General features: G+C 42.9%; 11 protein-coding genes and 1 riboswitch. Of the genes, 4 read left to right on the top strand and 7 right to left on the bottom strand.

Going from position 1 to position 13,161, the window contains the following annotated elements; all coding sequences use genetic code 11:
* Positions 1-11: 11 nt before the first annotated feature.
* Positions 12-1,187, top strand: a complete 1,176-nt coding sequence (locus IM477_RS14380) for an esterase-like activity of phytase family protein (protein ID WP_287732258.1) — start codon at positions 12-14, stop codon at positions 1,185-1,187.
* A gap of 111 nt (positions 1,188-1,298) precedes the next feature.
* Here the strand turns inward: IM477_RS14380 and IM477_RS14375 are convergent, their stop codons facing one another.
* The 3 genes from IM477_RS14375 to IM477_RS14365 form a co-directional block, all read right to left on the bottom strand.
* Positions 1,299-1,850 carry a LabA-like NYN domain-containing protein gene (locus IM477_RS14375; protein WP_287732256.1) on the bottom strand — a complete coding sequence of 184 codons (552 nt, stop codon included), beginning with the start codon at positions 1,848-1,850 and terminating at the stop codon, positions 1,299-1,301.
* Positions 1,851-2,231: 381 nt separating this feature from the next.
* Complete coding sequence (locus tag IM477_RS14370) at positions 2,232-3,056, bottom strand: sulfurtransferase (RefSeq protein ID WP_287732255.1); 825 nt, start codon at positions 3,054-3,056, stop codon at positions 2,232-2,234.
* Positions 3,025-3,468 carry an ATP-binding protein gene (locus tag IM477_RS14365; protein ID WP_287732254.1) on the bottom strand — a complete coding sequence of 148 codons (444 nt, stop codon included), beginning with the start codon at positions 3,466-3,468 and terminating at the stop codon, positions 3,025-3,027. Before IM477_RS14365 ends, IM477_RS14370 begins: the two co-directional genes overlap by 32 nt.
* A gap of 172 nt (positions 3,469-3,640) precedes the next feature.
* Here IM477_RS14365 and IM477_RS14360 point away from each other — a divergent pair, with 172 nt between their 5' ends.
* Positions 3,641-4,777, top strand: a complete 1,137-nt coding sequence (locus IM477_RS14360; protein WP_287732252.1) for a PP2C family protein-serine/threonine phosphatase — start codon at positions 3,641-3,643, stop codon at positions 4,775-4,777.
* On the opposite strand, the gene IM477_RS14355 is transcribed toward IM477_RS14360, so the two are convergent.
* On the bottom strand, positions 4,778-5,101 hold the full coding sequence (locus tag IM477_RS14355) for an STAS domain-containing protein (protein ID WP_052275544.1): 324 nt from the start codon (positions 5,099-5,101) through the stop codon (positions 4,778-4,780).
* Between the two features lie 144 nt (positions 5,102-5,245).
* Here IM477_RS14355 and crtO point away from each other — a divergent pair, with 144 nt between their 5' ends.
* Complete coding sequence (gene crtO, locus IM477_RS14350) at positions 5,246-6,892, top strand: beta-carotene ketolase CrtO (protein WP_287732250.1); 1,647 nt, start codon at positions 5,246-5,248, stop codon at positions 6,890-6,892.
* A 122-nt stretch (positions 6,893-7,014) separates the two neighbouring features.
* Here crtO and IM477_RS14345 read toward each other — a convergent pair whose 3' ends face one another.
* From IM477_RS14345 to IM477_RS14335, 3 genes are all read right to left on the bottom strand, one after another.
* Complete coding sequence (locus tag IM477_RS14345) at positions 7,015-9,030, bottom strand: ABC transporter ATP-binding protein (protein ID WP_287732248.1); 2,016 nt, start codon at positions 9,028-9,030, stop codon at positions 7,015-7,017.
* 177 nt (positions 9,031-9,207) lie between these two features.
* Positions 9,208-10,377, bottom strand: a complete 1,170-nt coding sequence (locus tag IM477_RS14340; protein WP_287732246.1) for a glycosyltransferase — start codon at positions 10,375-10,377, stop codon at positions 9,208-9,210.
* Between the two features lie 106 nt (positions 10,378-10,483).
* Entirely contained in the window at positions 10,484-11,821 is a 1,338-nt protein-coding gene (locus IM477_RS14335; RefSeq protein WP_287732244.1) for an ArsB/NhaD family transporter, read from the bottom strand.
* Between the two features lie 230 nt (positions 11,822-12,051).
* Positions 12,052-12,181: riboswitch (cyclic di-AMP (ydaO/yuaA leader) on the bottom strand.
* A gap of 188 nt (positions 12,182-12,369) precedes the next feature.
* On the opposite strand from IM477_RS14335, the gene IM477_RS14330 reads away from it, so the two are divergent.
* A complete protein-coding gene (locus IM477_RS14330) occupies positions 12,370-12,948 on the top strand; it encodes a DUF3172 domain-containing protein (RefSeq protein ID WP_287732242.1) in 579 nt (192 codons plus the stop codon).
* Positions 12,949-13,161: the final 213 nt, after the last annotated feature.

Below are 13,161 nucleotides of genomic sequence, written 5' to 3'. Positions count from 1 at the left end.
GATGATATTTTGTGATCGATCGATTCTATAAGAGACTGACTGCCGAAAATTTGCGTTTCCCAATTTTGGGTTTAATTGCTAGTTTGATTGTAACCTTTGGTCTGGGGGCCTGTGGTGTCTCCCCGCAAGTTTTAGCAGAACAACGAATGTTTTTACCCCTCTCGGTCGAGTTTTTGGGAGAATATCAATTACCACAAGCGGATTATCAAGGGACAAGGGTGGGGGGATTATCGGCAATTACCTATGATCGTGCCAATAACCGCTTTTATCTCCTCAGTGATGATCGTTCTCAGAAAGCTCCGGCCCGCTTTTATCGGGCTAGTTTGCAGATAAATGGTGAAAAAATCGAAAAAGTGAATTTAGAGGCAGTCACGTTCCTAAAAGATGGCAAGGGAGAAACGTTTAAAAAGGGATCGATCGACCCGGAAGGTATCGCTTTTTCGCCCCGACAAACTTTGTTTATTTCCAGTGAAGGTGCGGTTAAACAGGGAATTGATCCTTTTATTGCTGAATTTGATTTGCAGGGACAATTAAAGGAGTCTTTGTTAATTCCTAATCGCTTTTTACCGGATGATAGCAATCAAAAAGGAATAGAGGATAATTTAGGGTTTGAATCCTTAACTTTAGGGATTACCAGCACTCTCAAAGACGATCCTTTTCGTTTGTTTACTGCCACAGAAAGTGCTTTAATTCAAGATAGTCCCACGGGAAAAAGAGCAGAAAATCTCAGAGTGCGACTTCTTCATTATGTTATTGATCCGATTGGTGCGCCTGTGTTAGTATCAGAACAATTGTATGTGTTAGATGAGCCACCCAGTGGTGCGAGATACTACGGTTTAACGGAATTATTAGCTTTAGAAAAAGAGGGTTATTTTCTCAGTTTAGAGCGAACTTTTGGTTTAGAAGGTTTTGGAGCGAAACTATTTCAGGTAGTTAATGGGAGTGCCACCGATACGTCGAAAATTGCTCGGATACCGGGAGAATTAGAAGCTTTACAGGTGCAACCCTTGCGGAAAAAATTATTACTAGATTTAGGGACTTTAGGGATTGATTTAGATAATTTGGAAGGAATGACCCTCGGTCCAAGATTAGCTGATGGCAGTCGCTCTTTGATTTTAGTCAGTGATGATAATTTTAATCCGAATCAGGTCAATCAGTTTTTACTATTTCGACTCAAGGAAAAATAAACAAGAGATGGTTAATTGCCTCACCTATCCCCTTCTGGGAGAAGGATGGGGGTGAGGACTACCAATAAAGAAAAATGGGATAAATAGCCGGTTTAAAGACAAAACGGCCGGTTAATAATCACTTTTTTCGATATCTTTGCGAACATCATTCAGGTCAATATAGCGATCGGTGGCATTTCGCAATTCCCTAGCGATCATCCCTTCCGTAGAAACTACGGTAATATGAGTATTTTTAGAGCGCAATAGTTCGATCGCTCGTTCAAAATCGCCATCACCGCTAAATAAAATCACTCGATCGTATTGATCGACGGTATTAAACATATCGACGACAATTTCGATATCTAAATTAGCTTTCTGGGAAAAACGACCGGAACTATCATCATAATATTCTTTCAAAATTTTTGTTCTCACCGTATAACCCAAACTAATTAAAGCATCGCGAAAACCTCTTTGATCTTGGGAATCTTTTAACCCCGTGTACCAAAAGGCATTAATTAACATAATATTCGGGTCGTTGGTGAAGTAATTTAACACCTTACGCGGGTCAAAAAACCAACCATTTTTTTGTTGAGCATAAAACATATTATTGCCATCCACAAAAATCGAAAGGCGATCTTTCGGACGGCCGCCACCATTACAATGACAAAGACCGGCTTCTGTCATACAAAATACATACCTAATTTTTTATAGAGTTTAACTATAAAATTACCTTTGAGTAATTTTACGGGGGAAAACGACTATTCTTTGAGGAATAGCGGTGATTTGAGAGCAAAAAGATAGCAACTAAAATAAAAATTAGCTTTTTTGTCTAAGTAGGGAGGCACAATTATTTGTAGGATGGGTTAGCGGTAGCGTAACCCATGCGGGCGTTGGGTTGAAGCATGAAACCCAACCTACGTTCATCTTATATTTAATTCCACCCACCCACTTAGGAGACAAACTAGATAATAGTTTCGGAATAATTAAAAGTGATAATAGAGAGATTGTACAGTAATTAGGTCATTTTGATAATCTTTCTTGATAGATGGGTATCAACAAGGCTGGTTAGATCAGGTAGGAACACCAATCACTCCAACCTCCAGAATATAGCTTAACATTGTCGTATCCGGCTAGGGTAAGGGAAAGGATATTGACACAGGCTGTCACTCCCGAACCACAGTAGAGGATAATTTCTCGATCGCTTTGCCGCTCTTGCCAACGTTGTTTTTGCCGGGCCGGGGGTTGAGAAAAACCCTGACTATCGGTGACTTCTAACCAGGGATAATTAAGCGCCCCCTCGATGTGGCCGGCGATCGGATCGATCGGTTCCCTTTCGCCCCGATAGCGATCGCTTTCCCTGGCATCAATTAACACCACTCCCGCTTGCTCTTTTTGCCTTTTTACCTCCTCGATCGTGACTACCCAATCCTCTTGAACTTGGGGGAGAAAAGCGCCGGTTTTCGGCACAGGTATCTGATTGGAGACGGGATAACCGGCATTTAACCAATTTTGCCAACCACCATCGAGAATGCTGACTCGTTCATGGCCCAGATAACGTAATAACCACCAGAGACGACTGGCAAAGGCAAAACGGGAGGCATCGTAGGCGATGACATGAGTTTGGCCGGAAATCACCCCTAAAGAGCTTAATTTAGCGGCTATTGTCTGCGGATTCGGTAAAGGATGACGGCCGCCATGACGGGCAATGGGAGCCGATAAATCGTGATCGAGGTGTAAATAGAAGGAATTTTGAATATGATTGGCTAAATACTCTTGATAACCGAGATCGGGATCATTTAATTGAAAACGACAGTCAATAACCATCAGATCGGGGCGATCGAGATTAGTCACTAACCAACTAGGAGAAACGAGGGGCGCGATCGGATTCATGGCGGGAAAATTGTTTAATAATTAACAGACAGTTGCGCTGATCTTCGCTGCGAGTATAACTGAGTTGATCGGCGATTTTTTGGAGGATCGGCAGTCCTTGCCCATGACCAGAGAAACTATAGTCATGATAGGCGTTTTTCTCGATAAAGCCCTCTAAATCGAAGACGGAACCCCGATCCCAGATGCGAATTTCCATCTGGGATCGGGTAATCTCGATCTCGATCTTGATCGGGATTTCGGGAGGTAGGTGTCGGTGAGCGTGACGGACTGCATTGGTAAAACCTTCGGCAAGAGCAAGCTGACACTGGAGCCAGTCTTTTTGGGGAATGCCCGCTGGTTCAAGTTGCTCAAAATATTTTAAAACGGTATCTAAGGACTTGAGATCGCTATCTACCTGAAAAGAAATCTTCACCCCCGGCTTACCTCTCCAATGCCTTACGCTAGAAGTTATACCATTTTTCCCAAACTATGACTGATGTGTTAGCTCGATTCTGGATTTAATCCCTGGTTGAGGGACAAGCAAAGTCATCTGTCAGGGAGTCGGGGGTAGGCAGTAAGATTGAGATAGTCAAGTCACAAAAAAGATGGTACGAATTCTAGTAATTGATGATGATGGAGTAATTCAAACGTTTTTGAGCCGCGCTTTGCGGAAGGAATACGAGGTTTTTATTGCCAGTGATGGGGAAGAAGGATTAAAGCAAGCGGGGCAACTAAAACCGGCGATGATTATTTGTGATTGGATGATGCCGGGGATCGATGGGTTGGAAGTTTGCCGGCAAATTAAGCTCAATCCCCAACTGTCAACGACTTTTTTTATCCTCTTAACTTCTTTGGGATCGGTGGAGGATCGGGTCAAGGGATTGGATGCAGGGGCGGATGATTTTTTGTGTAAACCGATCGAGATTAATGAGTTAAGAGCGCGCGTGCGGGCGGGAATTCGTTTGCATCAATTAAGTCATGATCTGCAAGCGCAAAAACAATTACTAGAAATGGAGTTAGCGGAAGCGGCGGAATATGTGCGATCGCTGTTGCCAGAACCTTTCATTTCTCCAAAACTTGCTATCGATTTTCGCTTCCTTCCTTCTCGTCGATTGGGGGGGGATGGATTTGATTATTATTGGTTAGATAATGACCATTTGATGTTATATCTTTTAGATGTGGCTGGCCATGGTTTGCGAGCGGCTTTACCTTCCCTTTCGGTGATTAATTTACTCCGTTCTCGTGGTTTAACTCAGGTGAATTACTATCAACCTAATCAGGTTTTACATGGGTTAAATCAAGTTTATCAAATCAGCCCTAAGAATGATAAATATTTTACTATCTGGTACGGAATTTATGATCAGAAACAACAACAGTTAACCTATGCCAGTGCCGGTCATCCCCCGGCAGTTCTCCTGACTCAAAAACCTTTTAGCCAGATGATTGAAACCAGACTGAAAGCCCCCGGTTTTCCCATCGGGATGTTTCCGGAAGCAGAATATATCAATCAGGTTAAATGCCTGAATTTACCCAGTAGCCTTTATCTTTTTAGTGATGGAATTTACGAGATCGATTGTGCTGATGGTAGGATGTGGGGACTAGAAAACTTTATTCAATCTTTGCAAAATTATCACTGTAATTCCGCCAAAAATCTCGATAATTTTATTGGAGAAATTCAAGCTTTACAATTTGATGGTAATTTTAAGGATGATCTTTCGATCATGCAGGTGGATTTTCGTTAATTAACTTCCGAGGATTTTTTGTTCTAATTCTTCTCGGTTATTAAAAATTTCAAAAACTCGATCCATATCGGTCAATTCAAACAACATTTTTATCTGCTCATTAATCGAGCAGATCAATAGTTTACCCCCCGCAGAACGCACGGTTTTTAAGGATAAAACTAGCGCACCTAAACCAGAACTATCCATAAAGGTGACATTCTTGAAATCAACGATAATAACCTCTGAACCTCCCTGCACGGCTTCGGCAATTTCTTGGCGAAATTCGCTGGCTTGGTTGCCATCTAAAATACCCGATGGTTGAATAACTTTGATTGAAGAACTCATAAAAAAAAGAAAAATTAAATGTTTTCTACCTGCTCACTCATAACTGATCGCTGAAATCTGCTGACAGCAGCTAATCTTTAACTATTTTTAACATATTAGGGCCAAGAAAAGCGCAAAATTAAAAATAGGAATTTTTGAAACTGTATGGAAAGTTACGATGTCATCCTCATCGGTGCGGGGCATAATGGTTTAGTTTGTGCCGCCTATCTCCTCAAAGCCGGTTATCGCGTCCTCCTTCTCGAACAGCGTAGCGTACCAGGAGGAGCGGCTACCACAGAAGCGGTTATCCCCGATCAAGCCCCCGATTTTAAGTTTAATCTCTGTGCGATCGATCACGAATTTATCTTTTTGGGACCGGTAATTGAGGAATTAGAGCTAAAACGCCACGGATTAGAGTATTTATTCTTCGATCCTACCGTTTTCTGTCCCCATCCCTCCGGCCAATATTTTCTTTCCTATCGCTCTCTGGAAAAAACTCACGCCGCAATTGCCCAGTTTTGTCGGCGAGATGCCGATCGCTACCTTCAGTTTATCGACTATTGGGGACAGTTGATGAATGCGATTGGGCCTTGGTTTAACGCTCCGCCCCAAGATTTGCTCAGAATCGCCCGCAATTATAACTCTAGTGCCTTAGCTAGTGTCTGGAAAGCGATCGGCTCGAAAAAGAAACTGCTCGACTTCATCCGCACGATGATTACTTCCCCCGAAGATGTCCTCAATGAGTGGTTTGAGAGCGAATTTGTGAAAGCACCCCTGGCTCGTCTAGCGGCGGAAATTGGCGCTCCTCCCTCCCAAAAAGGCATTACCTCTGGGATGATGATGATGGCGATGCGTCATTCTCCCGGGGTGGCTCGCCCTCGTGGTGGTACGGGCGCACTAACCGAGGCTCTGGTGAAATGTGTTGTCAGTCTCGGTGGGGTAATTTTAACCGAGCAGAAGGTTAAACAGATTCTAGTGGAGGAAGGACAAGCGATCGGGGTTAGAGTGGACTCTGGACAAGAATATCTGGCAAAAGCGGGTGTTATCTCTAATATTGACGCTAGACGAGTCTTTTTACAGTTAGTCGCCCCCGCCGATGTGGATGCCGCCGATCCAGAATTGCGAGAAAGGGTAGAACGGCGAATTGTCAATAACAATGAAACAATTCTTAAAATTGATTGCGCCCTCGCCGAAGCACCAAGGTTCGAGGCTTACGATCACAAAGAGGAGTATTTACAGGGAACGATTCTCATCGCCGATTCCGTGCGTCACGTTGAACAGGCCCACGCTTTAACGATTTTGGGGCAGATTCCCGACGAAAATCCCTCGATGTACCTAGATGTACCCACTATTCTCGATCCCTCCATGGCTCCCCAAGGCAAGCATACCCTCTGGATCGAATTTTTTGCCCCCTATCAGATTGCCGGGGCCGAGGGAACAGGATTAAACGGCACGGGATGGACGGAAGAATTAAAAAATCGCGTGGCCGATCGAGTTCTTGATAAACTGGCCGATTATGCCCCAAATCTCAAATCCGCCATTATTGCCCGTCGGGTGGAAAGTCCGGCCGAATTAGCTAATCGTTTGGGTTCCTATAAAGGTAATTACTATCATCTTGATATGACCTTAGATCAGATGATTTTCCTGCGTCCTTTGCCGGAAATAGCTAACTACAAAACCCCAATTAAAAACCTTTATTTAACTGGGGCAGGAACTCACCCCGGCGGCTCAATTTCGGGAATGCCGGGGCGCAATTGCGCCCAGGTTTTCCTGCGGGATCGAAGCACTTTTCTGCAAAGATTATTCAACTAATACTAAATCCGTTGAGTATAGGCTACATATTAGGACAGGCACTCATACAAAAGGGAGAATAAATAATCAGTTTTTAATAACCGGATTTACTATGACAACAATTTTTGATTTTTGCAGGAGAGCTATCGAGTCGAGGAATACTCGTAGTCTTCGATAATATGGAGAAGTCGCATGGCTGAACTACAGGATTCTTCTAAAATTTCCTGTTTCTCCTGAGAATCATCGATTAAATCTTCAGATACTAGACGCAGAGAACCTAAAAGACTATTAAGACTGCTTCTCGCTTCGTAGGATAAATAAGCTTTTCTTTTTTGCTCATCTTCCCTATTCTTAGAGTCAGCCTCTTTGCTATCACTAAATTGCAGAGCGTGTAAACGGGCATAATGACCACCTTGAGCTAATAATTCCTCATGATTGCCGATTTCTGCCACTTTTCCCTTGTCCAGCACCACAATTTGATAGGCTTTTTGAACAGTGGAAAGACGGTGAGCGATCACAAGAGTAGTCCGCTCGCGACAGAGTTCATCGATCGCTTCCTGTACTAAACGCTCAGAAATTGTATCCAAAGCACTGGTGGCTTCATCGAGAATGAGAATATCCGGATCTCGGAGTAAGGCACGAGCGATCGCTAATCTTTGTTTTTGTCCCCCCGAAAGTCTCACTCCACGATCGCCAATTTCCGTATCCAGTCCTTCCGGCAGTTTGGAGATAAACTCGTAGGCATTCGCCCTTTTTGTCGCTGCTAAAATTTCTGCATCACTAACATCGCTTAATCCGTAGGCAATATTAAAACGGAGAGAATTATTAAAGAGAAAAGTGTCTTGACTGACTATTCCCATGGCTTTTCTCAGAGATTTGATCTCATAATCCCGTAAATCGTGACCGTCAAAAAGAATCCTCCCGGCTGTAGGATCATAAAAGCGTGGTAATAAATCAGCAATTGTCGATTTTCCAGCCCCCGAAGCACCAACAAGAGCGATCATTTTTCCTTTTGGAATCCAAAGATCGATGCCCTTGAGAACTAATTCTTGATGACCGGGATAGGAAAATTGGACGTTATCAAAATGAATACCTGTCTCTAATCTTTGATAGGGAATAGAGCCATTGCTCATAAATGGTTTATTCTCTCGAATGAGAAAATCCGCTACCACCTCTACTGCGGAAACATCACCCAATAGACTACTCCTAGCACTGTTAATTTGACCAACTATCGGCAAGGCCCGGAAAAGTACATAGAGATAGGTCAATAAAATTGTCGCTAAAGCTTGCAGTTGTTCATTAAAAAGATAACGACCAGCAATGATAATTAAAGCAATAATAATTACCCCACCGATCTCATTGAGCGGAGCGATTACAGCATTATTAGTCTGGGCATCTAAACCCGCTTTCTCCCGGGCTTCTATATCTTCCACAATAGATTCTAATTCGTATCTTTCATTGCCTACCGCTTTAATTAGGCGAATTCCCATTAACAGTTCCAACAGTTTATTAGTTTGCTGTTTAGCCGTTACGGTGATAATCTCTCCAAACTTTTTCGCTCTCTTGACAAAGTATTGATTAAGCAGACCTAAAAAGCCACCCAAAAGACTAGAAAGAATAGTTAATTGCCAAGAAATTGATAATAAAATAGCTAAGTACATGAAAGCTGTGCCGATAATCTTAATCAGGTTTATGTAATTTCTAATTGATCCCACGGCTCGATTAATCTCCGACATGAAACGATTAAAAATATCTCCTATTTTACTTTTTACATAATAATCTATATCCACTTCTAGCAGCAGAATAACTGAATCAATTCGCATATCTTTTGCCATAATTAAAGACAAGTAAGTTCCTAAAAAAATACTGACAAAATTGGTAATGTGCTTGAGAATTAAAATCAATAATATCGCCGCAAACATCCAGAAAAAACGAGTATCGACCGAGAAAACCTCGAAAAGGGAGAGCAGCTTTTTGATAATTTGGGGGGCATTTTTTAAGAGATCATTTTCGGGATTAATAAAAGAAATTAGTAAGGGGATAACTAAAACAGTTCCTACCCCATTAAATACGGTACTGACAAAGCCGATAACAATGCTGGAAACCACTAATACCCAGTGTTTCAGCGTATATTTAAGGAGAATTTGATTAGGATTCATCGCTATAAGTAATAAAGTAAATAGTCAACGGTCAATTATCCTACTCGCTACAATCTAATAAGTAGGGAGGCACAATTATTTGTAGGATGGGTTAGCGGTAGCGTAACATGAGCGGGCGTTGGGTTTCATGCTTCAACCCAACCTACGTTCATCTTATATTTAATTCCACCCACCTACTTATTTACCTTCCAGAGAAGTAATTATGCCAGAGAGAGTTGTCGCCATGGCGGTGGTACTATAGGAGGCGATACAGCGCTCTCTCGCTTTTAGTCCTCGTGCATTAGCCGAGTCGAGATGATTAAAAACTTCTCTAATTATGACAGCTAGTTGCTCTGGCGATCGAGGTTCGACTAAATAGCCAATATCAGCTAAAATTTCGGGAATATCTGCCACTTTAGTGGAAATAATCGGTTTAGCCATCGCCATACCATCGGTGAGTTTAATCGGAAATTGGGCGTTAGCCGTGGCTTCATCCCTCTGGGGAACGATAATAGCATGAGCAGCGGCCACAACTTCCGGCATTCGCTCGATCGGTTGAGCAGGTAAATGAATTAACCAAGGTTGACCTTTTTCTAGCAAACTATCCAGATAGCCATCCCCGATTTGGCGACCTCCCACCACCACCAATTTAAAATCAGGATCACCAATTTGATCTAAAGCGATTAAGACATCTTCTAAACCTTTGTGAGGTCTAGCAGTACCCGGGAACATTAAGACTTTATAGGCAGATAAACCGTATTTTTGACGACAAGCGACGGGATCGTAGAGATTGGGATCGAAAAGTTGCGTATCCTTGCCATTCGGTAAATAAATCCCCCCATAGCGCTTTTGCAAAAATTGATTATTAACCGTCACCGCATCGGCGCGGTTAATTAAATTTTCCAGCCAACGCAGATAGAGAGGGTGATTCGGGTCCCTAAGCGCACCATTTTTTTTGAGGATATCCCTAGCTAATTGTCGGGGATGAGGACGATAGGACCATCGATCGCCACCAAACCAACTCATTTCCCAATCGTCAATATCGAGAATTAGGGGACGTGGGGAAAAAAAACGTTTCAGTAAACCGATGCCAAAACTGGTGGGACGGGGTTTAACCGCGTAGATAATCTCTCCGGAGAGGCGATCGAGTAAAGTTTTGATCTGGCCAAAAAACTGGGGATAATTATTGCCTTTGACCGATACCACCGGTAAATTCCCCGGTGGGGTTGGATAGATTTCCCGGCCAAAAATCGGGCCATAGACCGTCACCTGACAGTTTAGCTGTTGCAAGACTTGAGCAATCAAATAGACTCTTGTGCCACCACCACCGGATAAATCTGGTGCTAAAACAGAGATTTTTTTGTTCACGATCGCCGATCAATCCAGATTATCTAGCACGATAGGAGAATGTTAATCAATGTTAACGTTTTTGTCAATCTTAGGCGAACTTAACATTAATGCCACCGGAGATAGACTAGACAAAGAAAATTAACATATACATTGCCGAGACGACTAACTGAGTAAACATCACTGGTAAACCGTAGCGCAGAAAGGTATGAAAAGTAATTTTGCCCCCGTGTTGTTCAGCGATGCCGGCGGCGACAATATTAGAAGAAGCCCCCACTAAAGTACCATTACCCCCTAGGGTGGCCCCATACATCATCGCGTAGAAAAGCGGTAAAACTTCCGGGGGAAAAGAACCGGCATAATCGGGAGAAAGAACCTCTGTCCCGACTAAATTAACATTAACCAGGTACTGTTTCAGTAGTGGAACCATGGCCACCACTAGGGGAATATTCGGAACTACACTGGAAATAAAACCGACAAAAAACAGCAAGACTAGAGAACCTAAAAAGATATTTTTGCCTAAAATTATCGCCAGAAATCCCGATAAACTATTAACTACACCAGTTTTTTCTAAGCCGCCAATTAGGACAAAAATCGACATAAAAAATAATAGGGTACTCCAGTCCACATCCCGGAGAATATTATGAACCGTATCGATTTTCGATTGCTGGGCTAAAAGTAGGGCTAAAGTGGCACCCATCAAAGCAACGGCCGCGGGAGAAATGGGTACGGGAAAAGATTCACCGACGACGAATAAAAATAAGACTAAAAAGACGATAATTCCCCCCAGAGCTAAGACGCGAGGATGATTAATTTTCGGATGGGGTAATTCTTCTAAATGCTCGAATTTCGTCCGCCAGATTTTCGGGAATAACCAAGGTAACATAACCAGAATGGTAATTACTGCCAAGGCACCACCTAAACTCAAACGCTGTAGGTATTCCATGAAGGTGATATTAATAGAATCACCGACGATATAAGTAGCGGGATCACCAACAATCGTTAATAACCCTGAACTGTTGGCCACGAAAACCATCAGGATTAAGAGCGGCACAAAATCCACACCGATATCTTGAGCTAAGGGGGGAATCAGCGGGGCTAATAACATCACCGTGGTAGCGTTGGGTAACACCGCACAGATTGGGGTAGTAATGGCGACAATTCCTATTAGTAATAATTTGCCCTGTCCCTTGGCTAAAAGCACCATTTGTGCTGCTAAATAATCAAAAATTTTCGTTGGTTCAAAGGCTCTCACTAACACCATTACCCCAAAAAATAGGGCGAGAGTGGCATAACTGCGACTGATATAACCGATCGCCTCCTGGAGAGTCATGATATGGGTAAAAACTAAGATTAAAGCCCCCAGTAAAGCCGCTACGGTAATATGAAGCCACTCGAACATAATCACCACAATGACTGCAATAAAAGTCATTGCAGCAATCCACATTGGTAAAGATTCCAGCATTTTTGATCCTGTTTTTACTTTCGGTTTCTCGATACGACTAAAAGTTTGCCCGAACTATATAGCAAACTCACAAAAAATATGGTTATCGACGGAAAATCTTAAAATTGTTGTGATCGGTGAACCTGCATGAGAATCCCCATATACAATGTCTCCTGTAAGTTATGACTATCAAGTAGTATCAGCGACATAACTGAACCGATCAAGACATTGCTAGGAATGTAGTGATGTTTCAGTCTTCCCCCCCACGCCGACGAAGTTAGCTGACGGGCTAGGATAGAGAGATATCCTTTTCTAGGCTAAAAAATCTAGAAATACGCCCCAAATATGGTTCCTCCGCTCCGAATTTGTCTAGCTAATATCTAGCATAGAAACTTGGATTAGGCTGACTTACTCTGTTTAGTGATCCACCATAGCATACTAACCCAAAAAAAACGATATAGCTCTACACTAGACCTATCCTGTCGGTTATCCCCCGGGTTGCTAGGATAGAACAATGATAAGCTAATAGCTAACGACTGACCGCCATAGCGGCCACAACAGAAATTTCGATGAATAGAAGACCTCGTTATACTCCTCCCCGATCGCGTGATCGTGATTATGACCGCTCCTATGGCGATGACTCTCGCGCTTCGTCCCCCGGAGGCCTATTAGCAAAATTAAACTATGCCATGATCGCCCTGATTGGTGGTATTTTTGTACTAGGAGTGGGTCTCGGTCTGGTATTCAGTTCTACCGCTAATTTTAGCCCCGACAACGTCGCTTCCCGAGAAGTAATTGATCGCAGCGCCCCCAATGCAGAATTATGCGTGCAATTTGGGGCCAGTGCCATTGTCACCGATTTGCGGGTTTATGTCACTCTTAACCCCTTTAATGTTTTTGTTACCCAACCAGTCATGCAACCCGGTTGCGTTTTGCGACGCAATAACTGGTCAATTTTAGAACAACAAAAATTAGTCGATGGACAGCAGGTACAAAGTTGTAAAAACCGGATGAATACCTTTGGTTATACCGGCCCCTTGGAAGGCAAACCGAAAATCGATTGTATCTTCCAAAATGAAGCTGGGGGTAATCTTTTTGTTAATCCCGCCGGTGCTGTTGGCCCCAGACCAGATACAGATAAATTCTAAACCGGAAAAGATCGTTCTCCTGACTGCTGACTCCTGACCACTGACTCCTAATTAACTAAGTAGGTGGAGGAATTAAATATAACTGGACTTCCCCGTTGACAAAAGGCCATAACCTGTGCTGTAGAAGGGATTAAGAGAATTTACAGCGCCCCGTTACTGGGTACAAATTAGGGAAACTCCCAATAAATCTAACGCCTGTTGTTGCAGTTGGGT

The sequence above is a fragment of the Microcystis sp. M090S1 genome (assembly GCF_020246295.1).
Taxonomy (GTDB): Bacteria; Cyanobacteriota; Cyanobacteriia; order Cyanobacteriales; family Microcystaceae; genus Microcystis; species Microcystis aeruginosa.
The sequence above is the reverse complement of the archived record's forward strand: the minus strand, read 5'-3'. Positions and strand labels throughout refer to the sequence as shown.

What these genes read in the sequence shown, in the direction of transcription:
- IM477_RS14375 (WP_287732256.1), bottom strand. Translation starts at nt 1,850, where the DNA reads ATGACAGAAGCCGGTCTTTGTCATTGTAATGGTGGCGGCCGTCCGAAA.
- IM477_RS14370 (WP_287732255.1), bottom strand. Translation starts at nt 3,056, where the DNA reads ATGAATCCGATCGCGCCCCTCGTTTCTCCTAGTTGGTTAGTGACTAAT.
- IM477_RS14360 (WP_287732252.1), top strand. Translation starts at nt 3,641, where the DNA reads ATGGTACGAATTCTAGTAATTGATGATGATGGAGTAATTCAAACGTTT.
- IM477_RS14355 (WP_052275544.1), bottom strand. Translation starts at nt 5,101, where the DNA reads ATGAGTTCTTCAATCAAAGTTATTCAACCATCGGGTATTTTAGATGGC.
- crtO (WP_287732250.1), top strand. Translation starts at nt 5,246, where the DNA reads ATGGAAAGTTACGATGTCATCCTCATCGGTGCGGGGCATAATGGTTTA.
- IM477_RS14345 (WP_287732248.1), bottom strand. Translation starts at nt 9,030, where the DNA reads ATGAATCCTAATCAAATTCTCCTTAAATATACGCTGAAACACTGGGTA.
- IM477_RS14335 (WP_287732244.1), bottom strand. Translation starts at nt 11,821, where the DNA reads ATGCTGGAATCTTTACCAATGTGGATTGCTGCAATGACTTTTATTGCA.
- IM477_RS14330 (WP_287732242.1), top strand. Translation starts at nt 12,370, where the DNA reads ATGAATAGAAGACCTCGTTATACTCCTCCCCGATCGCGTGATCGTGAT.